The following is a 25,706-nucleotide window of genomic DNA, read 5'->3' as shown; positions in this document are numbered from 1 at the left end:
GACCGAATCAGGCAGTCTTCAACATGACGGACAATTCTTGAGGCTGTGGGCTCTGAAACCCCGTAGCTCGTCGCAACGTGAAATAAGGTTCGGTATTCCCGCCAATAGCTTAGACAGAGCAGAACCTGGTCTTCCAGGCTTAACTTGGGCGGTCTGCCTTTGGCAGGGACATGTTTCTTCAATTGCTCAACCATCAAATAGAAAGTTGACCATGAGATGCCTGTGTATCGCTTGAACTGAGGATCAGAAAGCTTGTTTGAATCGATGTATTTCATCCGCAGATTATGCACGAATGCTAAGAAATCCGGAGTGCAAATATTAACCAAAAAGAAGATCGTTTTTTGATTTATGAAAGAGATCTAATTTAATTCTCACTGAATTCATACATATACCTACGGATTAAATCTCTTTGCATACATAAACGCTTAAAATGTCTTGAATTAAGTTTTATTTTTTGAGGCTAAGGTAGAAAAGAATCATTAAAATGAATCTAATGTAAGCAGCTCTAGTGCAACTAAATATGGTTAAAAATATAACTATATTTATTATTTTTAAAACATGTATACGCTATACCTCTATGATGTTTCTACATACTAAGGTGTTTGAGATACTGTATTTTAAATTGTGTAATTGAAGATACGCTAACTAAGAAAAATACCATGTCTACAGAGCATTTATTTTAACTTTAAGCTGTATATTGTCTTGCTCAAATAGCAGGGTGTTTTTACACTGTTTCGGGTTTGTACTCGAACAACATTTGATGGATATCGGTGTTTTAATCTTTTGCGTGCGATATAAACTCGCCCATTTTTTATGCTTGACGAATTTTAATAAGGAAATACTTTGTCTACGTTTAAATCGAATGAATCAACATCTGAATTTGAATTAAGTGATGATGAAATGCATTTATACAGCCGTCAAATATTACTTGATGGATGGGACATCGATGCACAAGAGAAGCTAAAACTTGCCAATGTACTCATCGTAGGGTGTGGTGGAATTGGGTGTACCACAGCCGAATTATTGGCACGTGCAGGCGTCGGACAAATTACTTTAATCGATGCAGATCGAATTGAAATCAGTAATTTACAACGACAAATCGCGTATACCAAAAATGACGTAGGTTTTTATAAATCGGAAATTTTGGCTAAACGCTTACAAGCGATTAACCCGCATATCCGAGTGCAAAGCTATACCACAAAATTAGATGAAAGCAACGCAAAGGCGTTGATTTCACAACAAGATTTGGTTCTCGACGGTTGTGATAATTTCAGTACACGGTATTTGGTTAACACAAGCTGTGTGGAAAATAATGTGGCGCTGATTAGTGCTTCAGCGATCGGCTTTCAAGGGCAGTTATTTATGGTTGAAGCCGATGCTGCCTGTTATGAATGTTTATTTCCAAAAGAACAGCATGCCAATGAAAGTTTGCGCTGTGCAGACTCAGGTGTACTTGCAACTACACCAAATGTTATGGCAAGTTTGCAAGCTCATCATGCTTTGCTTTATTTGGGTTTAGGAAAGACAGTATTGAAACAAAAACTTTTGTTGTGGGATGGTCTGTCAATGAAACAAAAAATTCTCGCTTTTGAAATAGATCCCGATTGTCCAATCTGTCAGGCAAGATAAAGCAGCAAGCCCTTATTTTTTTGCTACACTCACGTTAATTATTTTTTTCTAAGACATTATGAAAAACAATATCTGGTTAGATGGAATTCGCTCGGTTGCCCGAATGGGTGAGACCGCAGTCGTTGCGGCAAAAGCCGGCTTTAAATTTGCAACTGAAAAACCAAGTAACGCAAAACTCATGCGTGAAACTTTTGAATCACTGGGTTCAACCTATATTAAATTGGGTCAATTTATTGCCAGTACACCTTCTTTATTTCCACGTGAATATGTCGAAGAGTTTCAAGGTTGTTTAGATCAGACACCTTCATTGCCGTTTAGTTATGTGCAGCAGGTATTGGCTTCAGAATTTGCTGGCCGTAATTTAGATGAAATATTTGCTTCAATTGATGAAAAGCCTTTGGCTTCTGCATCGATTGCACAGGTGCATGCCGCTAAATTGGTCAGTGGTGAAAATGTTGTTATCAAGGTGCAAAAACCGGGTGTCGAGACGATTCTCTATACAGATTTAAACGTCTTACATTGGGCTACTAAACTGGTCGAAAAAGCTGTACCCAAAGTCAAATTTGCTTCACTTGCAGATATTGTTGAAGAAATTAAAGTTCGCATGGTACGTGAGGTGGACTTTATTGAAGAAGCTCAAAATCTTGATGACTTTGTGAACTATCTGAATGTAACTCAAAACAAAGCCGCAACAGCACCAAAAGTTTATCACCAATATTCAACACGTCGCGTCTTAACCATGGAGCGTTTATACGGCGTACCATTGACCGATTTTGATGTGGTCAAGAAAGTCGCTAAAGATCCATCGCAAGTTTTGGTGACAGCGATGAATACATGGTTTGGCAGCTTGATGTTATGTAATAGTTTCCATGCAGACTTACATGCAGGCAACCTGATGTTGCTTGAAGATGGTCGAGTTGGATTCATCGATTTTGGTATCGTGGGCCAGTTGAAACCTGAAGTGTGGACAGCATGTATTGCGTTTATGGATGCCCTACAAAAAACTGACTACAACTTGATGGCTGAAAATATGCTGAAAATGGGCATGACGGCTGTCAAAATTGACACACAAGTCTTAGCTGCCGACTTAGAGCGCTTATTTAGCGGTGTGCTTTTGGCCGATCCGCAAGAGTTATTAACCTCGAATCCTGCCGATTTGAATGACATCATGATGGATATGGTACAAGTCGGAGAGCGTCATGGTATTCGCTTCCCACGTGACTTCGCTTTATTATTCAAACAAATGTTGTACTTCGATCGCTTTATGCGCATCCTTGCGCCATATACCGATATTTATGCAGACCAGCGTATTCAGATGGTGCAGACTATGGATCCTAATTTATTGTTGAAGCAATAATTTAGCCGCAAGATATAAATAAAATCCTCTTGCTTAAACAGGAGGATTTTATCGATGTTTAAGATTTTATTTTGAGTGTAAGAATGGACGCAATTATCATTGAAGGTTTGAAAGTTGAAACTGTAGTCGGCTGTTTCAATTGGGAGCGTCAGATTATTCAGCCTTTGATGCTCGACCTCAATATTCAAACCAGTTTAGCGCAGGCGGCTCAGTCAGATGAGCTTGAAGATACCTTGAATTATGCTGAAATTTGCGAAATATCAGCCAAAGTCATTCAAACTGCTCAACCTAAATTGATCGAACATGCAGCAAAACTGGTGATTGATGCACTTTTTGCTACCTATGACAGCATTGAATCTATTATGATTAGCATCCGGAAGCCTGCCATTATCGCGCAAGCCAATTCTGTAGGAATTCGTCTTGAACGCCACCGAAACGATTTTCGCCCTAGCTCTGGCGAGTAATTTCAATCCCAAGCCGCATTTTCAACAGGCTTTACGTCAAATTCAGGCTTTGGGTCATGTTGAATTTTCCAAAATTTATGTGATTCCTTGTCGTGATGGCATTGGGGCGGATTATTGGAATGCAGCTTGTTTGGTGAAAAGCAGTTTATCTGTAGATGAAATCAGCACCTTACTGAAAAAAATGGAAGCAGACTCAGGTCGTGTTCGTCCGTCTCATAATATCGCTTTGGATCTGGATCTGATCGCGTGGGGCGAAAGCTTAGCGCACATGCAATTTAATCCGAAAAAACTGCCTTTAGCACTCGATGTTAAAATACCAATGTTCGACATTTGGAAAAATGAAATGTTTGAACATCCAGCACATCAATTTCCTATGGTGAGTTGCCAAAAAGTTTTAGTGGATTGAGCGAATGAAACGAAATGTTTTCAATGCACATGAGTGATATTTCAAACTGACCTTAAATACGCTAGATAAACAATAACAAAAATATTCAAATCCTGTCATGGTATGCGCTAGCGTATAGGCTGTCGCAGGATTACATTATCTTTTTAGCTTCAAAATAATGATATGAACTGGACTGATCTGATTCAGCACTATGGCTATATTGCGATTTTTATTGGCACATTGTTTGAAGGAGAAACAGTGCTGATGATTGGCGCCTATGCCGTCCATCAACACATACTTCATTTTCCAATGTTGATTGCGGTGGCGATGCTAGGCAGTTTTATTGGCGATCAGTTTTATTATCAAATGGGCGCTCGCTATGGGCAAAAACTTATCCAGTCGAATGCAGAATTTGCACAAAAATTCGATCGTGCGAGCCAGTTTATTGAACGTTATCCTATTTTGACCATTTTATTTATGCGCTTTGCTTGGGGCTTTAGAACCATTTTACCTATTGTTATAGGTGTGCGTGCTTATCCTGTTTGGAAATATGTGCTGATTAGTCTGGTCGCCTGTTTTATTTGGGCGATGTTGGTCGCTACGATTGGCTTTCAAATGAGTCATTATTTACATCTGTTTTGGGCGAAAATGTTGTCTTATCATCAAGATATTTACATCGTTATTGCCGTTGTATTATGTATCGTATTTTTACGTGTGTTCTATACGGTGTTGAAGTGGTGGCGTAAGCATCATCAACATTGATAAAGTGAACGCGGCTGATCTGATAAAATCGTCAAAACATAATCAAAAGATTTAAAAGGATATTCAGTGAGAGCAATATGGGTTTAGGTTATGGTGCGGGTGCGGGAGGTTTCCTTATTATTTGCTTTGCGATTTTGGTGCTATTTATTGTCATTGCGATTTGGTTGAGTTGGAATAATTGGTATAAAAAGCAAAAAAATCGACCATATAAAGTAAATGCGGTACTTAAAATTGGTTTATCTGGCGTATTGTTTTTCCCTTTATTTGTTGCAGTAACGCTGGGATTGTTCGTGATTTCAGATCTTAGTTCTGACTATGCAGAGTGGCAGCATCAAAAGAAAATTCATATACAGTTGCAGGAACCCTTAAACTTTGGAGAGGTTGTACTGCCTGAAGGCACGTGGATTAACCGATCATTTGAAACCGATTATACTCTGGAACAGATGACTGATATTCGTCAAGGTTTGACATCGGCTCGTTTTCCACAGCCGATTCAAATAGCTGGATTTGATGTTATTGCATTTGAGCTGCATCGCCATTTATTGCTTGAGTTGGCACATGATCAAACCGTTATGATGAATAACCAAAAAGTAATTTGTCCGGCAGGATGGCTGCTTGAATTAGGGGGATCAGGTTATCCGTCCACTGCACAACGTTATAGTTTGAATTTTGATTGGTTTACACCAAGTCGATGGCAGCCTATAAACTGTTTTGATGGTGAAGGAATTATTGTATTAAAGTCAAAAGATTTCTCATAAAAAAGCCTGCATCATTGCAGGCTTTTTTTTCACTATTTATAGAACTTAGCGACAATCATTAGAAAAGCATTAAATGTAATAACTGGTTTTGGTCATCAGCTTTGAAATACCAGTCATGGCAATACGAACTGGAACAGGAAGGTCTACACCACCTGCATTGAGTGCTGTATCACGGTGATGCAGCTCATCTTCATTCATTTGCACTAAAATTTTACGTGAACGTTCGTCTTGTTCAGGAAGTTGGCGGATGTGATCTTCTAAATGCAGGCTCACTTGGCGCTCAGTTTCAGCGACAAAACCTAAGCTGTATTTATCACCGGCAATACCTGCCAATGCACCCATCCCAAAAGAAAGGCCGTACCAAACAGGGTTGAGCAGACTAGTATGGCTGTCTAATTCTTTTAAGCGGTCTTCACACCAAGCCAAATGATCTTGTTCTTCAATCGCAGCGTGTTCCATTTCACGGCGGACATTTGGCAGTTTAGCGGTGAGTGCTTGGCCATGATAAAGCGCTTGGGCACAAACTTCACCACTATGGTTGACACGCATTAGACCCGCCACATGACGTGCTTCACTGACTGCAAGTTGAGTCTTTTCAGCAACAGACGGATTTTCACGATGTGCAGCCGTTGCTCCGGGAACTAAACTACGTAAGGCCTGATCAAATGAGTGAATAAGTTTGTCGACACCTGTAAATTGACGCATGGATTAATCCTCCAGAGAGACTTGCGTAGTTTGAAGCAAAGGTTTGATGCGTAATAGCAGCCAAATACAAAAAATTGCACTGAGCACTGCGGTTATACAAAAAAGTATTTTAATATCAATCTTTAAAACACTCAGAATGATAATTGAAAATATAGCAGAAGATACCATAAATACCGCATTTAAAATGTTGTTTGCGGCAACGACTCGCGCACGATGTGAGCGTGGGGAGTAAGCTTGCATCATTGCATAGAGTGGAACGATGTAAAATCCGCCACTAATGCCCAATAAAGTCACGGCAATCATGACATGGTAATAGCCCCAACCTTGATGAAAAACTTCTGAAAGGGTAATAAGTGGGCCAGTTTGAGTAGGGACGAGGGTCAAACTAAAGGCTAAATACAGTGCAAATACCGTTAAACCTACAGCACCGATGGGAACCATCTTAATATTGACTTGAGTGCCGCCCAATTTACGACAAAGTAATGAACCCACGCCTACACCGACAGAGAAAAAAGTCAATAGCAAGCTAACGACATTTTCAGAGGCATGTAGGTTTTGCTGGGTCATTTGTGGAATTTGAGTGAGGTAGGTAGCACCATAAAACCAATACCACGAGTTCCCCAATAAAATAGTAAAAATTAGCGGCAAACTTTTGGCATATTTCATCGTTTGGTAACTGGTACGAAAAAAGTTCCAATCGATTTTTAAATCAGGTGTTGTGACATTTTGCTTAAGAATAAAACGACTGGTGATATAACCTAAAATGGCGATGGTCATTACCGTCAGGCTGATCCACATTAAATTGCCTTGAGATGAAGCAATCACTGCACCGCCCAAAATCATCCCGAATAAAATTGCCATGGATGTTGCCGATTGGAAGAGCGCATTGCCTGACATCAGCTCATTGGGCTTTAAAATTTCAGGCAAAATTGCATATTTGATTGGACCAAAAAATGTCGAATGGGTCCCCATCAAAAATAAAGCCAGCAACAATAACCATAAATGACCGGTCAGAAAGCCAATACTGCCGATGATCATGATGATAATTTCTAAAATTTTGATGCCACGGACAAGTTGTGAACGTTCAAACTTATCTGCGATCTGTCCCGCTGTCGCTGAAAAAATAAAGTAGGGTAAAATAAACAATAATGCAGCCAGATTGTTTAGCGTGCTGATGGGTAATGCCTGTTGTTGGATTAATCCATAGGTAATGACCAACAATAAAGCCTGTTTATAGACATTGTCATTGAGCGCCCCAAAAAATTGGGTCAAAAACATAGGCAGGAAACGGCGTGTACCTAGCAGATGTTCGTTGTTATTCATAAGCGTCTTGCTACATTAAGTTTTATTAAGAAATGTGAGTGATTGGTAAAATCTCTAAAAAAATCATGTAATATGTTTTTGAGTTTGGAGATGGCGAAAAACCAATAGATATAAGATCTTTAGCTCTACATCTGGTTGACTAAGTCCATTACATAATGAAATTTGTTAGAGTTTGCTATGCCTGCAAAAATCAAGTTTAAAAAAACAATGCTTCATCACAGTATGGCTCACTGCATACGACAGCATCATAGCAATAAAAGTCTATATATGAGCATCTTTTTGACCTTGTGTGCTCAGCATAGTTTCGCCCAAACTCCCGCAGAAACGGTTCCAACATCTACCGATACAAAAGCAGAGATTGTTGCTGAAATCAAGGATGAGGCTGTAAAGCAAGGGCTATCGACGCCTGAAGCAATTGAAAAAATTGAAAATATAAATGAACCAGAAGAATCTGTTGATAGCATGAAAATGCTGCAAGAACAGCAGCAAGCAGGAACTCAACTACAAGAATTTAAACCCATTGAGTTTGAAGATTTAGAAAACTTACCCGTGACACCTGTTGATCAAAACATGGCGAATGAAATCTTCCAAGTTGCTGAAGAAGCCAAACGTCAAGCGCAGGAGTACCGTGCAACACAGCAAACAGAAGTTGCTGTTGCAGATATTACCCAAAAAGAGTTAACGGAAATTAACCAAGCGCCAGTCAATATTGATCAGCTCATGGGTGAAATTCGTTCGGATAATGAAATTACCGCGACACGAAATGAAAATGCCAATACTCTGCAAGAGCTGCATAACCCAACAGTTGAGGATGATGCAGAGCCGGGTATTTTCAAGCGCTTATTATATAAAGTACGTCCGCCACGTCAGATGAACACGGCAAAAGTGCCACGAATTAGTGCGGATGTTGAAATTACATCAGCACATAATACCAGTCAAACGTCGAGTAAAGCCTACGGTGCGGCACTGGAAGATCTCAAAGCCAATATTAAAGGCAAGCTTTCAAGTTTTACTCAAGAATCCTTTAGTGATTTTCCATCGGCTTTGCCTCAATTACGTAGCTTGTCCAATCAAGCCGCGCAAGCCGTGGGTTTCTATCAATCTGAATTCAAATTTGAAAAAGTGTCTGACAGCAAAGTTCGTGTATTGGTTACACCAAATACGCCTGTGCAAATTGAAAAACAGAATGTTGAATTTTCTGGGGCTGGGGCGAACCAAGCTCAGTTTCAGGTGATTGGTGTTTTACCAGATCAGGAAGAAGGTGACATTCTTAATCATGGTAAATACGAAACCACGAAAAGCCGAATCAATGAGGCAGCGACCAATAACGGTTACTTCGACTCGTATTGGCGTTTACATGATGTAAAAGTGGCGCAACCGCAAAATACTGCCGATATTAATTTGCGCTTTGAGACGGGCGAGCGTTATAAGCTTGGCGCAGTTGAATTTAGAATGAGCGATCCGAATGCAGAGTTTCCATTGGATCGCGATATTTTAGAAAGTTTGGTGACGTGGAAAGACGGTGCTGACTATACTTTCTGGCGTGTGAATGGTTTGGCCAATAACCTGACCAACTCTCGCTATTTTAACTACACGCTAGTCGATGCAATTCGACCAGACCCGATTGAAAAGCCACTTGAACTGCCCCCGGATATTCAAACCTTGGTCGATCAAAATCAGTTGTCAGAAAGTTCACAAGTGGTGAAAGACAAAACTGAAGTGATGTCGAATAAAGAAGTGACGCAAAAAGTGGTCGATGAAGACCAATTTGCGGGGGTGAATGATGCAGAGCAACCATCTAAATTACGCAGTTTGCAAGATACGCAAGACGCCAAACAAGAAGAGCAAGAACGCTTAAAGGCCCAAGTACGTGAAGATAAAAAAGTCCCTGTGATCGTGACACTGAATGCAGACAAGCTGAATAGTGCAGAAATTGGTGCAGGTTTCGGTACCGATACAGGTACACGTGTTCGTGGACAGTATCGCCGTGCAATCGTGAATAGACGCGGTCATTCATTTGATGCCAACATGGAAGTATCCAAAATCCGTCAATCGATTGATGGTCGCTATAACATTCCATATAACCATCCATTAAATGACTATGTCAGCTTAGTCGGTGGTTATGAACGTGAAGAACGTGATGATGTCGGTCAAGGTGTTAATCTTTCCATTGAATCTGCTGTAGCGGGTGTGGACCGGATTATTAAAAACCCCCGTGGTAGTTGGCAGCATACCTTTGGTTTACGTTATCGTTTGGACCGTATTACTGATGACGGACTTAATCCTAGTGATGACATTCCAGATGCATTCTTGGTGAATACCAACAATGAACAACAGTCCTTGATGTTTGGCTATGAAATTTCTCGAACCGACTCTGATAAACGTGTGAATCCAAGTAAAGGGATAAAGCAAACCTATAAAGTTGAAGTCGGAAGTGAAAGCTTACTTTCGGATGTTGATATGGCGATCTTGAATGCGGGCTGGCGCTTTATTTATTCATTGGGTGAAAATGATAATCACCAGTTCGTGGGGCGCAGTGATGTAGGTTATATTCTGACAGAGAACTTTGATAAAGTTCCTTATAACTTACGCTATTTTACCGGTGGTGACCAAACCATTCGCGGCTTTGACTATAAGAGTTTAGCGGCTGAAGAAGATGGCTATAAAATTGGTGGTCAAGTTTTGGCAACTGGCTCATTAGAATATAACTACCAATTTAAAGAAGGTTGGCGTGCTGCGGTCTTTAGTGACTTCGGTAATGCTTACGATAAAGACTTTAATACACCGACTGCATATAGCGCAGGTGTGGGGATACGTTGGGCATCGCCAATTGGTCCAATTCGTTTAGATGTGGCTACGGGACTTTCTGACGACAGCAAACCAATTCGTTTACATTTCTTTATTGGTTCACAATTATAATTTTTAGGTGATGTGTTTTTTATGACTGAACAAGAGCAGCAAGAACCAGAAAACGAAACGCCGGTAGAGCAACTGCCGAAGAAGCGTCGTATTCTTCGAAGTGTCATTTTGACCTTCGTGTTCGTGCTTATCTTTTTGGTGGCTGCATTAGCAGTTATGTTCTCTACAGACAAAGGCAGTAAGTTTTTACTTGACCGTGTTCTGGAACGTCAGCAAATCATTCACTATGAATATGAAGGTGGTAACCTGTGGCGGGGCATTATTCTACGAAATGTCCTCGTTACGCTAAAACCTGTCGATGTAAAGATTGACCGTGCCGATATTACACTCGGCTGGCGCGCCATTATTAATAAAGAAATTCATTTAAATAAGGCAGATGTTAAAAATCTGCAAATTATTACCAAGACACCGCCAAGCGATAAACCTTTTGCATTTAGTGAAATCCGTCTGCCTTTCGTACTTCGTGTCGATCATGCAGATCTAGATCATATGCTGATTAAAACCCATAGTTCAGGTGTAGATTTTTATGACATTGAATTAAATGAAGCGCTTTGGTCAGGGACGGAATTAAAATTTGAAGATACCCGTATGGATATGGGCTATTTATCTGTGCGTCAAGCCTCGGGGAATATGAAGTTTGAAGGTAAATATCCGCTAAATGCTGTGGGTATAGTCAACTTACCTTCACTACGTGAAAGTCTGAATATTCATGATATTCAAGTGGTGGCTAAAGGATCGTTGGATACGATACAAGCCGGTGTAGCAACACATACTCCAGATCTTTTAACTGGTTGGGCTGTGGTCCATCCAATGCGTCCACATGTCCCGATGTTTGGTGCGCTCAGATTTAAAAACTATCATTTACCTTTACTGACTGAACAAAAGCTCTTTGCTAAAAATGGTCTGGCAAAATTCAAAGGGGATATTCAGCGTCTCAATTTAGATTTAGACACGGACCTGAGCGGGGCCAATATTCCTGAAGGTAAATATACTGCGCTCATGAGTACGGACTTGGTCAACCAACTTGATATTACTAACCTAAATGGTCAAGTGATGGGCGGCGCTGTCAATTTGGGTGGCGTGGTGAGTTGGAAAGATCAGGTCACTTGGGATGTAAGCGGTCGTTTAGATAAAATTAATCCAAAACATAAGCTGATCCCGCAAGTGGTTCAAGATTTTCTACCTGTAAATTTAAACAGTAAGATTGCGTCTAAAGGGACCCTTGAAAAAGGTATGCACCTGACGGCGTTGGTGGATTTTGACCAATATGAAACTTGGAATTTAAAACTTGATCAAGCGCCTGCTAAAAATAATAAAGCTCAGCCGATGCTGATGGATGTGTCTTGGAAAAATATAGACCGTGCAGTGCCATATGTTGGATGGTTGAGTAGTGATTCGGGCAATGTGCAATTGGCGCTTACAGAAGGTCAGCAAAACATTAATGTGGCGACCACCGTGTCAAGACATGAAAAAGGTGCTCTGCCTGCTGGACAATATCAAGCCAAACTGAATCTGAAAAATAACAATCTCAATGTCCCTGCCTTTAGTTATGTGGCCGACAAAGGTCAGCTCAAAGGTAATGCAGTTGTAGAATTGCCTGATCAAAAACGTATGCTGAAATGGCAAGCCAATGTACAAGCACAGCAGTTCAATCCGCAAACCATCGTAGCTGCTGCGCCTGTCGATCAAATTACAGGGTCATTAAAAGCCAATGGTTATGCAAAACCAAATCAACAGATTATTCAGCTGAATAATATTGATTTGTTAGGCCGACTAGCACAGCAAAATGAAACGGTTCATTTAACAGGTAAATCTACTGCTGCGCTGACTTTCCATGATGAGAAACAAGGTGGAGGCTTTAAAGCTTTTGCTGTGAATTATAATGGTGGCCTCAATGCAAGCCAAGTTGCCGCAAGTAAAGGCAGTTTGATTTTCAAAGTATCGGGTACACCTGAATTAATTAAAATAGCCGAGCTACGTCATGATGGCGTGGCAGGTAAAATTTCTGCCAATGGACAAGTTTTACTACAAAAAGCCATTGGTTGGGATATCAATGCATCACTGGTGCATTTTAAGCCGCATTACTTTGCCTCAAATGTACGGGGTGAATTATCTGGAAATTTAAAAACCAGTGGTGTGTGGTCAGATACGCTAAAACGTATTCAAATTGAACGTCTGAATTTGGCAGGTATGATCAATAACAAACCTGTCCGTGGTCAAGGTAACTTGGCGATGGTGATTAATTCAAATCAATCTGGTTTTATGCCAAAACAGTTTGAAGCGAATAATTTACTGTTGGCTTATGCCAATAACCAAATTCAAGCCACAGGTAATGCACAAAATTTACAATTGAAAATTAATGCACCGGCATTATATGAAATTTATGCAGGCCTACGTGGACGTGCTTATGGCTACTTAAATGTTCAAGCACAACCACGACTGCAAGCATCTGCCAATATCGCAATAGATGATTTTGCTTTTAATAATTTATTCAGTGTGAAAAAAATACGGGTGCAAGGCGAGTTGCCAACTTCTGCGACTTCACCAAGTTTATTAACGGCAACGATGGATAATTTACGCAGTAACAACCGTGAGATTGTGAAAGGTCAAATTTCACTAGCAGGAACACGTAATGCGCATTTATTAAAAGTCAGTGCTGAAAATAAATTATCAAAATTTTATGTGCAGTTAGCTGGTGGTTTTAACGCACAAAATAATTGGCTTGGTCAGATTCAAAAAGGCGATTTTGACTCCTTACGTACCCGTCTTGTGCAGCGTCAAAATGCATCGATTATTTACAACACTGCACAGTCTGACTTATTTGTTGGCGCACATTGTTGGATGAGCCAGCAAAGTGAATTATGTTTTGATCAGCCGATTCGTGTGAATAAAAACCGCGGCAATGTATCCTTTGTGACAAAGAACCTAGACTTAAATGATTTTGCAGCATTTATGCCTGAAGGCCTGGCGATTACGGGTAAAGTGAATGGTTATGCAAAAGCGTCTTGGGCGAAAGGTGCAAAACCTAAAATTGATGCACGTTTAGTGACTCGTGACGGTTTACTTGGTTTAGCAGCTGAAGATCCACAGTATTTAGCATCCACTTTAAAATATGATGAAGTTGGCTTGATGGCGAAAAGTGTCGCTGAAGGGCTACAAATTCGACTCGATACCAAAGCCCCAGATATTGGTACAGGTTATGCCAATATTATTATTGATCCGTATAAAGCCAATAAACCGATCCGTGGTGAAGTGGCCTTTAACCAAGTTCAATTGAAAATCTTAAAACCATTTATACAAGATGTGCGGTCAATGGGCGGTACGTTGTCTTATGCGGCAAAAATTAGCGGAACATTGTCTCAGCCTTTAATGGATGCTGAGATTCGAGTGAAAAATGGCTCGATTAGCATGATTTCACTGCCTGTGAACTTGACCAATATTCAGTTGTATTCTGCTGTACGTCAAAACCATGCGACGATTGATGGCGCATTTAATAGTGGTCGTGGTGTGGGCAAATTAACTGGAAATATCGACTGGAAAAATGATCTGCGTATCCAGTTGAATTTAACGGGTAATGAAATGTTGGTCCGTCAAGCGCCATTGATCACCGCTGTTGTAACGCCTGATTTATCTTTAGATGTGCTGCCTTTCAGTAAGAAATTAACATTAAAAGGTAAAATTGATGTGCCGCGTGCATTGATTTCGATGCCAGAATCGTCTGCAACAGTGGTTGGGGTATCTTCAGATGTACGTGTGGTACATGAAGGTGATAACCAACTTGAAATCTTAAAATCGGCACGTCCTTGGGATATTCGCGCAGATGTACAGGTGAACATTGGTAATCAAGTGATTTTCCAAGGTTTTGATAGTCGAATTCCGTTGATTGGTCGTTTGAATTTGACACAACGTGGTTTAGAAACAGCAATGCGTGCCAATGGTGCAATCGGTGTTTCACAACGTGTGAAAATTGAAGCCTATGGTCAAAGTCTGGACTTGAACCGTGCGATTGCCCGTTTTAATGGACCATTGGCAAATCCAACGTTAGATATCGATGCAAATAAAGCCGTGCAAGGTAGTACAGTTGGGGTTCGTGTGACGGGTACGGCATCAAGTCCTGCAATTCAGGTGTATAACGATGCAGGTCTGTCTGAACAAGAAGCCTTAAATGCCTTAATTACAGGTCGTATTAATGAAGGAAGTTCAGGTTTAAGTCAGGCGGAAGGTTTCCGTTCTGATGTGAACAATACGATTGCAGCAGCCGGTATTAGTATGGGCTTGGGTGGTACACGTGCATTGACCAATCAAATTGGTCGTACATTTGGTCTGAGTGGTTTGGCACTCGATGCTCAAGGAACAGGAGATGATACTCAGGTTTCACTGACGGGTTATATTACACCTGATTTATTCATTCGTTATGGTGTAGGGGTATTTACACCAGTGAATAAACTGACCTTACGTTATCAAATGAATCAACGTTTGTATTTGGAAGCGAGTCAGTCTTTAGAACGTGCAATTGACTTGTTTTATAATTGGCGTTTCTAAGGTGTTGAATTATAATTGATAATTTAAGTTTTTAATAAAAATTCTTGTTTATGGCTGATCTAATAATTTTTAGACTAGACAAAAATAGGTCTATAAAGCGGTTTTGTGTAACACAACCCTTTAAGAAAGATCCTACAATCATACATATTTGAAGTGCTTAAAGCGGGTGTAGAGCTATTAAAAAATAAAAGAGGTGTGTTTCCACAAACAGTAGCTCAAACAATTGGCCTCAAAAAAGTATTAAATTTGTTGAGAGAAGGATCAGGAAATTTGGACAATTGACATAAGTATATTTGTCTCCCTAAATGATGTTGTAAACATCAATATATCAGTATTTTATGGCACATGGACCAAGAAGAAATCATTCAAATGATTTTAAAGCTAAGTGAGCATTTGCTGCGATTAAAGCGGAAAAACACTTGTTGAATTAAGTGCTGAATTTGATTTTATCAAAACCAAATTATCGACTGGGAAAATCAATTGATCGCAGCCTCATTGCAAGCTTTCGATCAATTAAAAGCTCTTATAGAACTGCAAATTGATCTAAAAAAAACTACATGCAAAAATCGGCGAGCAGGCATGAAAAAGTGATTTTTCAGAAGGTGTGTTGAAGAAAATGGGGCGCTTCAACCACAAAAGTTAATTTGCAGCTCACTTCAAATTTCAGTTTTAGTTGTCCAACAAGTGAAATCACCTCCAAGTACATCATCATAAGATGAAAGCCACTTTGAGACTCGGTTCTGCGGTAACATAACAGTTGTTCTAACATAAGTTTTGTACCGAGCCCGTATGCTTTACCCAATGCCTAAAAAAATCCAATTTGCACCTTCTCAAGCGAAATGGCAGCTGTCATCAACACAGTCGGTATTGGTGCTGGTTGGTTTACAAAATTTACGCATGCAGCAGGGCATACAAGATACGCAGCTGATGGAAAATTTGATCCAACTGACCAATAAAGCCAAAGCCTTAGAGATTCCAATTGTCGATTTATATGGTGATGATTTACTTCAAGGCATGCAGCAGCTCGGTGAATATGCAACAACACACCCGCAGCTCATCTTTGCAGGGCAAATCACGCCTATGCTGAAACAGATCTTGCCGCATCTATAAAGCGTGACAGAGCAAATCTGTATTGTTGATGACGCAATTGTGCTGAATAATCAGGAACAGCATATTCTGTGGGTGGACTCCATATCAGGCCAAGGTATCCATCATATGAGTAGTTATAATTTGATGCGGCTTTGGAATCTGTCAGCGCCAACGGAATTCGTCTTGTCGGCCAAAGGCATATTATTGGCTATCGCAGAACAGTTAGATATGGACGCATTGGAAATAGATCCCTTAATCGATTTACGCAGTTATGGGCTCGATTCCATTGCCATGGTCAGCTTAATTGGGTTGTGGCGTGCCAATGGTGCAAACATCCGTTATGAAGACTTTTTAGATGGTGCAAGTTTAAAAGCATTGCTAGAAAAATTGCTCAATACAGATTAAACAAAGCCAATTGGAATTATTTTTGTTCTAAATCGGAAAATACGTCGGGAAATATAGCTTTGTGCATTGTAATTGTTGGCTAAGCTTTTTATTATTGCCGCCTTGTTTTTCGAGATCAGAACTGGATTGAACTTTGAGTAATTTTCTAACCGAACACCTGATACATCGTGATACTGACTTTATGGTGATCCATAAACCAGCAGGTTTACTCACAGTTCCGGGAAAAACAGCAGATTTACAAGACTGTGTTATCAATCGATTATTAAAAATTGAACCGAATACCTTGCTCATCCATCGTTTGGATCGTGATACCTCAGGTATTTTGGTTTTTGCATTAACCCGTCAAGGGCAAAATCGAATTTCACGCCAGTTCCAAGAACGTCAAACTTCAAAAACATATCAGGCATTGGTTGCGGGTACGCTCGAAGGTGAAGGTACTGTCGATGTACCGGTCATATATGACCCAGAACATCCGCCACTGCATATTGCCGATCCTGCACACAATAAGCCTGCGCTTACGCATTGGAAAGCCACTGAACATTTTGAGATTCAGGGGCAAGCCGTAACACGTGTAGTTTTAACTCCTATTACCGGTCGATCACATCAGCTTCGCGTTCATATGCAATATTTAGGTCATCCTATTGTAGGTGATACTTTGTATGCAACAACTGAGCAACAGCAGCTGATGCCGCGCTTATGTTTACATGCTGAGCGCTTGAGTTTTAACCATCCTGAAACTGAGCAAACAGTGGAATTTCACTGTCCTGTACCATTTTAGGAAAATCATTTAAATCCCTAAGAATTCTGCTCACTATTTAGTGGGCTTTATGTCAAAATATATTGCTTTATGGTCTAGATTTTTGCTCAAATAACGTTCACAGTTTGAGCATAATATTTTCAGACCGAACTTGAGAAAAAGGTGGAAAAATTGCAGCAGTTTGCTATTGGTCAACGTTGGTTATCAGATACAGAAACGGAACTGGGTTTAGGTGTTCTTATTGATGTTGATGAGCGATCGGTCAGCATTTTATTCCCGAAAAGTGATGAAACTCGTGTCTATGCCCGTCACAATGCACCTTTATCTCGTATTGTTTTCAATGTAAATGACGAAGTCCAAGACCAAGAAGGTCAAATTTGGATTGTCGAATCGCTTGAAGACCGTGGTGGTGTGGTTCGTTATAACGCGGTACGTAAACTGGCCGACGGTACAGAAGAACGTAAAGCACTGAATGAAACACGTATTGGTGCAAGTATTCAGTTAGCAAAACCATTAGACCGTTTACTTGCAAGCCAAGTAGACTATAAAGAATGGTATGACCTGCGTATCGAAGCATTGCTTCTTCAAGCCAATATGAAGTCTAGCCCTTTACGTGGCCTAGTGGGTTCACGTGTGGGTCTCATTCCACACCAACTGTATATTGCGCATGAAGTGGGTAAGCGTTTTGCCCCACGTGTATTACTTGCTGACGAAGTCGGTTTAGGTAAAACCATCGAAGCCGGTCTGATCATTCATCAGCAACTCAAAACGGGTCGTTCAGAACGTATCTTGGTCTTAGTACCTGATTCATTGCAATATCAATGGATGATTGAAATGCGTCGTCGTTTCAATCTTGAGTTCTCATTATTTGACTTGACGCGTACAGCTTCGATTAAAGAACACGATCCAGACCTCAACCCATTCTTAACTGAACAATGCATTATTGCTAGTGTTGATTTGATGATCGACCATGATGACTTGCGTGAACAAGCGCTTGAAGCTGGTTTTGATTTGCTCGTGGTCGATGAAGCCCATCATTTAATGTGGTCAGAAGAAGAAGGCGGCAATGACCGTTATGACCTTGTTGAAGAACTTGCTGAAAAAACGCCGGGTGTCTTGTTACTAACCGCAACGCCTGAACAATTAGGTGTGGAAAGTCACTTTGCACGTTTACGTTTACTTGATCCACAACGTTTTAGTTCACTTGATCGTTTCTTGGATGAAGAGGAGCAGTATCACCAAACAGCTAAAATTGCTGAAGTGCTGATGTCTGATCTGCCACTCGAAGAAGGGCATTTGGCAGCGATTGAAAGCCTATTAGGTCATCGAATTACTGACGAGCCAGAACAACGCTTTCGTGCCATTCACGAGTTGTTAGACCGTCATGGTACTGGTCGTATTTTATTCCGTAATACACGTGAAGCGATTCAAGGCTTCCCAGGTCGTGACTGTCAGCCTGCGCCATTACCTGCACCTGAAAACTGGTCTAAAGATGGCAAGCTACGTGAACAAATGTGGCCTGAAGAAGCGCAGCTTGATGGCTCGTGGATGGAAACCGACCCACGTGTGATGTGGTTGATGGAACGTCTGCGTACAGACCTAAAACACAAAAAAGTGTTATTGATTGCACGTAGTGGTCCAGTGGTTGAGTCTTTAGAAAATGTACTTCGTTTGCATGCGGGTATTCGCACAGCGATGTTCCATGAAGGCATGAGCCTATTAGAGCGTGACCAAGCAGCAGCTTATTTTGCGGAAGAGTCATACGGTGCGCAAATTTTACTATGTTCAGAAATTGGTTCTGAAGGTCGTAACTTCCAGTTTGCATCGGACTTAGTTTTGTTTGACTTGCCTGCAAACCCAGACGTACTTGAACAACGTATTGGTCGTTTAGACCGTATTGGTCAAGAAAATCGTATTCAAATTCATGTGCCTTATCTGGTTGGCACTGCGCAAGAGCGTATGTTCCGTTGGTATAACGAAGCATTAAATATTTTCTGTAATATCTCGCCGACTGCGCAAACCTTACAAGAAAACTTCATCGTCAATCTGAAAGATTGTTTGTTGGCAGATAAAGGCCAAGAGTTTGAAGATCTGCTCGAAGCCGTAAGTGTGCAACGTGAAGCGCTTGAAGCTGAACTTCAAGAAGGTCGTGACCGTTTACTTGAATACAACTCTTGCCGTCCAATCGTGGCACAAGAAATTGTGACTGCACTTGAAGATTATGATGACAACACGACTTTGCCAATGTTTATGAAACGCTTTATGGCGTCTACAAACATTGATTTTGATGAGCAAAGTAATGGTACCGTGATCATCAAGCCAACGGATCAAATGCAAGTTCAAGGTCTGACTTTGGACGAAGAAGGTATGACGGCGACGTTCTATCGTGACCAAGCACAGATCCGTGAAGATGCTCAATATTTAACACTTGAGCATCCATTCACTGAAAGTGTGATGGAAATGATTAATACGCAAGGCTTTGGTAGTACCAACGTTGCTGTATTGAAATCGGCCGCTTTACCGCAAGGTTCTGTGTTAATGGAAGTGTGGTTTAAAGTCGATGTCGTTGCACCGAAAGCATTGAACTTGCCGTCAAGTTTGCCACAACAGTTGGTTCGTGTATTACTGAGCGAAAAAGGTCAGGATTTATCGCAAAAAATTGCACCTGAAATTTTACGTCCTTATTTACATCATCTTGATGGCAACAGTTGCCGCCAAGTGGTTAAGGCGCGTCGTGATGTCATTGAACAGCGTTATACGCAAGCGCTTGAAATTGCTCGTGGTGCATTACCGGGCTTTAAACAACAAGCCAAAGAAATCTATGGTAGCAAATGGCAGTATGAAATTGACCGTTTGACTTATTTGAAGCAGTTCAACCCAAGTATTCGTGAAGACGAAATTGCACGTTTACAAAAACTGCAAAAAGAAGGTTTAACACTGCTTGATGGTCTGGCGGTTACACCAGAAGCAATTCAAATTATGGTAGTGGTTAAGCCATAAGTTAAGAATCTTCAAAAAGCACCTTCGGGTGCTTTTTTTTATGGCTAAAAATATAACTGCAAAATTAATCACGACAGATTTACGCTAAATCTAAGTTTTGTATTGTTTATTTTTAATCTAAATTGTCGACATCAGCATAAAAAAAGTAACTATTTTTCAGTAATTCTACAGCTTGATCAAAATCTTCTAGTTCATCCAACATATAAAATATGGCTTCGAGCTTGGTAAAGTCCGGATGATTTTTTGCTAACTGAATTTGGATCGTACATCGGTCTGCTTGGCTGCGTGTTGCATAATGAGCAGTAAGTAAATCAAAGTTGATGTCAATGCATAGCGGCTGTTTTAAGGCAATGGCACCACAATAAGCATGTATTTCAGGTAATAAACGTAAGACTAAATCAGCCTCTTTGCTTTCCGCCACGATGAGCTCTGGGTCTGCGGTCTTACACAAAGCGAGTACTTCAGTTAACAGGGTTGAGTCATCTAGTGTATGGTCTAACACGATGACTTTTTGCGGTTGGGTTAAATCAAAGTCATTTATTAAAATCATAAAACCTCCTGAAAATAGAATGGTTATGCTTTATTTATCTGCGCTATAAAATGAAATGGTGCTACGTTTCGAATCTAAAATTTTCTAAAAATGGTTTTGGATAATGTGTTCAGTCTATGAACGTTCTAAAGTTAATCATGGCGTAGAAAAGCGCCATTTTCTGATTCGAAGCTCAGTTAAATACTGAAATTGTAAAATAGGGTGCTACGCTTCATGCTCATTGCGATACCCAATATACATGCTTTGATTAGTAAAAGAATCGGCATCGCGACATAAGCTGTCGTGATTGATGTCAATTGAATTATGAAGGTGAAATGATTAAATGTATTCTGACATACAGAGATAGCATCATATTCAAATGATTGATCACGAACTGTCTTAATGTCGTGTTTTGATGCTTTAGTTAAGTAAAGTTTTGGCTTGGTTAAATTTATACGTCGATGCTAGCGAGTTGTGGGTAGTTCCGTTAAAATGCTTCAAATTTCAGCAGTTCGTTAGAAGAAAATAAAAATATGAAATCCTTAATTACCTTAGGTAGTAAAACGTCACACGGTGGTGTGGTTTCAGAATGTGAACCTTCATTTGTGATTAATGGTATTGCGGTGCATTTAAACGGCATGAAACATTATTGCCCGAAATGTAATTCGACTGTGGCTGCGATCGCGGCAGATCAAAGTACAACGGTAAAGGGGCGAGGTGTTGTGGTTGCTGGAGATAAAACCAGTTGTGGCGCAACATTTTTACCGAATCAATCAATGGTCGGTTCACAAAAATAATCTGCAAACTGACTTTGAGGTCATCTAGATAAACTTATTGAGTCCTGTTTAAATCGTATTGATCTCTTTATGATGTGGCATCATCAGTTGATTGGATGAGTTTTAGATGAAAAGCGCGATCCATTTTACCCATGCCAATGGTATTCCTGCTGCAAGTTATCGAAAGTTTTTATCCTACTTTGCACCGCAATTTGATGTGAAGGTGATTCCGCTTATTGGTATGGATGAGCGCTATCCGATCACTAAAGATTGGCGATATTTGGTCGATCAAGTCATAGCAGATATCGAGCACCAATTTCCAAAACAAAAAGTGATTGGGCTTGGGCATTCTTTTGGCTCTTTAGTCACCCTTATGGCGGCTTATAAACGTCCAGATTTGTTTTCACAACTGATTATTATGGATCCACCTTTCGTAATCGGTCCTAAGTCTGCCATTTTTGAAGGTATGCAAAAATTAAAGCTCAAAGCTGTCGATAAAATTACCCCTGCAGCAATTACGCTGAAGCGCAATGACCATTGGTCAAATTTGGATGAAGCATATACGGCACTACGGAATAATCGTTTATTTAAAAGTTTTGATGCGCAGTGTTTTGAAGATTACTTTGCACAAGGCATTCAAGCTGATGAAAAACGCGGTGGCGTGACCCTCAGCATTCCAAAAGCCGTGGAAGCGCAAATTTTCCGTACAGTGCCTGCATGGTGGTGGCGTACTCCACGAAAAGCCCCTCAAATGCCTGTACACCTTATCACCGCAGATAACAGCCATTTTTATAAACAAGGTTTACCTGACGGAATGAAGAAAACCTATGGTATAGATTATAGTGTAGTTGAAGGTGGGCACATGTTTCCACTTGAGCAGCCGAAACAGACAGCGCTACACGTCATGCAGTACTTACAGCATTAGAAAAATATATTTTGCTCATAAAAAAGGAGACCTGAACGTCTCCTTTTTTTCTGACCGTTAATTTTTAGCGAATCTGTGCTTCGTCTAAATGGCGAGCACCTTCCAAAATCATGCGAATCATAATCATGGTTTGTTCGGCAACTTCTTTGCGTTGTTCTGTCGGTAGATCAATGACTTTCGCACCCATGTTAAACACCAATTGGGTAATACCACGTGCCACGATGTCAGGGTGAGCCAACTTGCTCTGATTTAAACGTTCTAGGACGATTAAATCTTCTCTTAATTCTTGTTGGAAATAGTTAAGTTGACGCTCAACTGCATTTTTATAGGAATGCGAACCAGTATAGCCTTCACGAAGTAAAAGGCTTAAGTTGCCTTCATCGGCATCTAGCTGCTGAATAAATACTTCAACTGAACTACGAATAATACTGCTTTGGCGTGATGCCTGAAGGCGTGCTTCATGCAAAATTTGACGTAACACACCACCAGCTCGATCAATCAACTCTATGGCTAATTCATCAATATCCTTGAAGTGACGATAAAAACTATTTGGAGCAATGCCAGCTTCACGTGCAACTTCACGCAAACTCAGTGATGAAATACTTTTTTGTGGACCAATTAAATTAAGCGCTGCCTGAAACAGTTCTTCCTTGGTAATCGTTGCTTTACGGCCTACAGTGCGAACTGCAAGTGGAGTTTCAGCTTCAGAATGTAATTCTTCCTGGTACATGTTAACCATATTCGTCTGTGCAGACTGAGTCATATTTTTTAATAGATTAAAAACATTAACATATTATAGCGTCTGCTAATAGCTTTTGTGAAAATGTCGATTAAATGTACAATTGTATATACAAATATATATACATGTGTATAATAATTAAAAACCTCCCATGAGTTGTATTTGATTATGCATGTACTCGAAAAAGCGAAAAAGCCTTTAAACGCACTCAAAGACAGTGTTGTAGACGTCAATGCGGTAAATTTCTGGTTGCAGAAATTTAATCCGTTATGGTCTGGTAATCAGGCTCTCGGCAAAATTGTACAAAAAGAAAATGCAGCAAATGAGATGGTTAGCCTAACCATACAGGTGAACCGTTTGTTTAAAATTGGCGAAGCTGGTCAGCATCATCCTGTTTTTGCTTGCGTAAATGGTATCCGTTACGAACGTACTTATAGTTTGACTCAGTTGGATGATCAACACGTATTACTTAGCGTAAAAAAAGTGAATACGGGTATTGTGAGTACTTGGCTCGTAGAACAAGCGCAAGTGGGTGATATCTTAGAATTTGGTCAGCCTTTTGGTGATATGACTTTGGTGTCAAATTCTGCGCCGTTGCTACTATTGGCTGCGGGTAGTGGTATTACGCCAATGTTGAGTTTGTTGAAAGGGATGAGCAAAACTAAGCAAATTGCGGAGCAACCAATTCAGTTAATGTACTGGGTTAAGTATCACGATGATGCCGCATTTAAATTACGCTTCGAAGCTTTGGCAAGTCAATATCCAAACTTTAAATTTCAAATTTTCTTTACCCAAGAAGATGTTGCTGATCCACGATTAAATGGCTCTCACGCTGCTCAAATTAACAACATTGAGTACACTACAGTGTTTGCATGTGGTCCATCGGGTTTCGTCACTCAGGCCGAAGCGTTATTTGATCATGCACAGTGCTTTATGAGTGAAGCATTTAGCATGAGTCCAATCGCAACGGATGATATTGGCTTTGTGAATGTCACGCTTACACAATCCAATAAAACCGTCAGTATTCCAAAAGGCCAATCAATTCTAGCGAGTCTTGAACAGCAAAATATCAAACCAAATCACGGTTGCCGTATGGGCATTTGTAATAAATGTGCCTGCAACAAAGTTGAAGGTTCGACTAAAAATATGGTCAATGGTAGCCAAAATACAGAACCGGGTAATTTACTCAAAATTTGTGTGAACTCAGCACAGTCAGATCTCGTTATTGATTTATAAGGTAGAAAAAATATGAACATGCCTGTAAAAATTGAATATTTTAAAAATCCTAAAAACCGTGAGTTAACCCAATCGCAATTAGATGAACTTGCGCGTGAGCTTGACGCGATTAAGCAAGAAGTTTTAGATGACTTAGGTGAAAAGGATGCGAAATACATTCGTCGTGTGTATTCGACTATTCGATATTCATCTATGGCTGGTCGTGCATTATTGTTTGCAGGTTGGTTTCCGCCAGCGTGGATTTTAGGCACAGGTCTTTTAGGTTTTGCCAAAATCATGGAAAACATGGAATTAGGTCATAATGTCATGCATGGTCAATATGACTGGATGAATGATCCTAAATTCAATGGTCAGACTTATGAATGGGATATCGTGGGTACTGCAGATAACTGGCGCCAAACTCACAATTTTAAACATCATACCTATACCAACATTAAAGGTATGGATGATGATATTGGTTATGGTCTCGTTCGTTTGTTCCCAGAACAGCGTTGGAAGCCGGGCTATCTATTACAACCGATTTATAGCATTCCATTTTGCTTATTGTTTCAATGGGGTGTTGCCATTCAAAACCTTGAATTGGGTAAATACTTTAAAGGTCGCAAAACAAAACAGCAGACCAAAGAAGAATGGAAGCCAATGCAAGCCAAAATCGGCAAGCAATTATTTAAAGACTATGTGTTTTTCCCGCTTATTGCAGGGCCGGCAGCATTACCTGTGCTCACAGGGAACCTCGTTGCGAATGGTCTTCGTAACATTTGGACGTTTAGTATTATTTTCTGTGGTCACTTCACCAAAGATGTTGAAGTTTTCCCGAAAAAAGTACTTGAAAATGAAAGCCGTGGACATTGGTACATGCGTCAAATCCGTGGTTCTTCAAACCTTACTGGTTCAGAAGCATTTCACATTTTGACAGGGCATTTAAGCCATCAGATCGAACACCATTTATACCCTGATGTTCCTGCGCGTCGTTATCGTAAAATGGCGCCAAAAGTACAGGCCGTATGTGAAAAATATGGTTTGAACTATAACAACGCAAGCTTAGTGAAACAGTACGGCAGTGTACTAAAACGTATTGTGAAATATGCGTTTCCATTTAAAAAGTAATAAACGCTACACTAAATTTACGGGAAAAAAAGCCATGCAATTGCATGGCTTTTTTATATTAACTTTGGGGAAATATCTATTTTACTTTTTGATATGTAATTTGAGGATCTTAATCAAATTCATATAATTTCCTTTTTTAGCCATACGAATGACCAATTCAATTTCTTCTTTCGTCCACATCTGGCGAGTGGCTGAGAAGGCAAATTGAGCAAGGAGTACAAATGGATTTTCGCCAAATTTAATATGGAGGCCTTTGACATATTTCGGTGGATTGAATTGATTCATATTCTTTTCCCGCT

20 protein-coding genes and 2 pseudogenes are annotated in these 25,706 nt (G+C 40.3%); 16 read left to right on the top strand and 6 right to left on the bottom strand.

The annotated features are described in order from the left end of the window. Positions 1–275: transposase family protein (locus tag FTT77_RS08650; RefSeq protein ID WP_180109158.1), on the bottom strand; the 275-nt coding region annotated here is incomplete at its 3' end. A 625-nt stretch (positions 276–900) separates the two neighbouring features. Between FTT77_RS08650 and FTT77_RS08645 the strand changes: the two genes are divergently transcribed. The 6 genes from FTT77_RS08645 to FTT77_RS08620 all read left to right on the top strand — a co-directional run bounded on the left by FTT77_RS08645 (position 901) and on the right by FTT77_RS08620 (position 5,355). Further along, entirely contained in the window at positions 901–1,629 is a 729-nt protein-coding gene (locus FTT77_RS08645) for a HesA/MoeB/ThiF family protein (protein WP_180027057.1), read from the top strand. Between the two features lie 58 nt (positions 1,630–1,687). Beyond that, a complete protein-coding gene (locus FTT77_RS08640; protein ID WP_180027033.1) occupies positions 1,688–2,986 on the top strand; it encodes an AarF/ABC1/UbiB kinase family protein in 1,299 nt (432 codons plus the stop codon). Between the two features lie 83 nt (positions 2,987–3,069). Continuing rightward, positions 3,070–3,450, top strand: a complete 381-nt coding sequence (folB, locus tag FTT77_RS08635) for a dihydroneopterin aldolase (RefSeq protein ID WP_180004951.1) — start codon at positions 3,070–3,072, stop codon at positions 3,448–3,450. Further along, positions 3,407–3,856, top strand: a complete 450-nt coding sequence (locus FTT77_RS08630; protein ID WP_078193947.1) for a 2-amino-4-hydroxy-6-hydroxymethyldihydropteridine diphosphokinase — start codon at positions 3,407–3,409, stop codon at positions 3,854–3,856. The genes folB and FTT77_RS08630 overlap by 44 nt, the downstream gene beginning before the upstream one ends. Before the next feature lie 162 nt (positions 3,857–4,018). After that, a complete protein-coding gene (locus FTT77_RS08625; protein WP_257224711.1) occupies positions 4,019–4,597 on the top strand; it encodes a DedA family protein in 579 nt (192 codons plus the stop codon). A 77-nt stretch (positions 4,598–4,674) separates the two neighbouring features. After that, positions 4,675–5,355 carry a hypothetical protein gene (locus FTT77_RS08620; protein ID WP_180048876.1) on the top strand — a complete coding sequence of 227 codons (681 nt, stop codon included), beginning with the start codon at positions 4,675–4,677 and terminating at the stop codon, positions 5,353–5,355. Between the two features lie 69 nt (positions 5,356–5,424). On the opposite strand, the gene coq7 is transcribed toward FTT77_RS08620, so the two are convergent. Together coq7 and FTT77_RS08610 are read right to left on the bottom strand one after the other, a co-directional pair. Continuing rightward, entirely contained in the window at positions 5,425–6,060 is a 636-nt protein-coding gene (gene coq7 / locus FTT77_RS08615; RefSeq protein WP_180004953.1) for a 2-polyprenyl-3-methyl-6-methoxy-1,4-benzoquinone monooxygenase, read from the bottom strand. A 3-nt stretch (positions 6,061–6,063) separates the two neighbouring features. Further along, positions 6,064–7,383: an MFS transporter gene (locus tag FTT77_RS08610; RefSeq protein ID WP_078188554.1), complete on the bottom strand. Its 1,320-nt coding sequence runs from the start codon at positions 7,381–7,383 to the stop codon at positions 6,064–6,066. A gap of 177 nt (positions 7,384–7,560) precedes the next feature. Here FTT77_RS08610 and FTT77_RS08605 point away from each other — a divergent pair, with 177 nt between their 5' ends. From FTT77_RS08605 to rapA, 6 genes and pseudogenes are all read left to right on the top strand, one after another. Further along, entirely contained in the window at positions 7,561–10,302 is a 2,742-nt protein-coding gene (locus tag FTT77_RS08605; RefSeq protein WP_180109157.1) for an autotransporter assembly complex family protein, read from the top strand. A gap of 21 nt (positions 10,303–10,323) precedes the next feature. Next, on the top strand, positions 10,324–14,844 hold the full coding sequence (locus tag FTT77_RS08600; RefSeq protein ID WP_180109156.1) for a translocation/assembly module TamB domain-containing protein: 4,521 nt from the start codon (positions 10,324–10,326) through the stop codon (positions 14,842–14,844). Between the two features lie 338 nt (positions 14,845–15,182). Beyond that, positions 15,183–15,513, top strand: a pseudogene (locus FTT77_RS17440) (IS3 family transposase); the annotation flags it as partial. Positions 15,514–15,633: 120 nt separating this feature from the next. Further along, positions 15,634–16,338 (top strand): annotated as a pseudogene (locus tag FTT77_RS08595) (phosphopantetheine-binding protein). A 133-nt stretch (positions 16,339–16,471) separates the two neighbouring features. Then, the gene (locus tag FTT77_RS08590) at positions 16,472–17,116 is read left to right on the top strand and encodes an RluA family pseudouridine synthase (RefSeq protein ID WP_180109155.1); all 645 of its coding nucleotides are present in this window, start codon (positions 16,472–16,474) and stop codon (positions 17,114–17,116) included. A gap of 141 nt (positions 17,117–17,257) precedes the next feature. Continuing rightward, the gene (gene rapA / locus FTT77_RS08585; protein WP_180023849.1) at positions 17,258–20,095 is read left to right on the top strand and encodes an RNA polymerase-associated protein RapA; all 2,838 of its coding nucleotides are present in this window, start codon (positions 17,258–17,260) and stop codon (positions 20,093–20,095) included. A 112-nt stretch (positions 20,096–20,207) separates the two neighbouring features. On the opposite strand, the gene FTT77_RS08580 is transcribed toward rapA, so the two are convergent. Beyond that, complete coding sequence (locus FTT77_RS08580) at positions 20,208–20,645, bottom strand: hypothetical protein (protein ID WP_180007928.1); 438 nt, start codon at positions 20,643–20,645, stop codon at positions 20,208–20,210. A gap of 512 nt (positions 20,646–21,157) precedes the next feature. Here FTT77_RS08580 and FTT77_RS08575 point away from each other — a divergent pair. Then, a complete protein-coding gene (locus FTT77_RS08575; RefSeq protein WP_168377714.1) occupies positions 21,158–21,421 on the top strand; it encodes a PAAR domain-containing protein in 264 nt (87 codons plus the stop codon). Positions 21,422–21,527: 106 nt separating this feature from the next. Further along, complete coding sequence (locus tag FTT77_RS08570) at positions 21,528–22,325, top strand: alpha/beta fold hydrolase (protein WP_168377713.1); 798 nt, start codon at positions 21,528–21,530, stop codon at positions 22,323–22,325. A 64-nt stretch (positions 22,326–22,389) separates the two neighbouring features. Here FTT77_RS08570 and fabR read toward each other — a convergent pair whose 3' ends face one another. Next, entirely contained in the window at positions 22,390–23,064 is a 675-nt protein-coding gene (gene fabR / locus FTT77_RS08565; RefSeq protein ID WP_372491111.1) for an HTH-type transcriptional repressor FabR, read from the bottom strand. A 168-nt stretch (positions 23,065–23,232) separates the two neighbouring features. Between fabR and FTT77_RS08560 the strand changes: the two genes are divergently transcribed. Together FTT77_RS08560 and FTT77_RS08555 are read left to right on the top strand one after the other, a co-directional pair. Beyond that, positions 23,233–24,300, top strand: coding sequence for a flavin reductase family protein (locus FTT77_RS08560; protein ID WP_180109154.1), 1,068 nt, complete (start codon positions 23,233–23,235; stop codon positions 24,298–24,300). Between the two features lie 12 nt (positions 24,301–24,312). Beyond that, the gene (locus FTT77_RS08555; protein WP_078193588.1) at positions 24,313–25,407 is read left to right on the top strand and encodes an acyl-CoA desaturase; all 1,095 of its coding nucleotides are present in this window, start codon (positions 24,313–24,315) and stop codon (positions 25,405–25,407) included. Positions 25,408–25,488: 81 nt separating this feature from the next. Here the strand turns inward: FTT77_RS08555 and FTT77_RS08550 are convergent, their stop codons facing one another. Then, positions 25,489–25,692, bottom strand: a complete 204-nt coding sequence (locus FTT77_RS08550; protein WP_078188800.1) for a hypothetical protein — start codon at positions 25,690–25,692, stop codon at positions 25,489–25,491. Between the last annotated feature and the right edge of the window lie 14 nt (positions 25,693–25,706).

Source organism: Acinetobacter sp. YH01010, from assembly GCF_013420775.1.
In the GTDB taxonomy this organism is placed as follows: Bacteria; Pseudomonadota; Gammaproteobacteria; order Pseudomonadales; family Moraxellaceae; genus Acinetobacter; species Acinetobacter amyesii.
The sequence above is the reverse complement of the archived record's forward strand: the minus strand, read 5'-3'. Positions and strand labels throughout refer to the sequence as shown.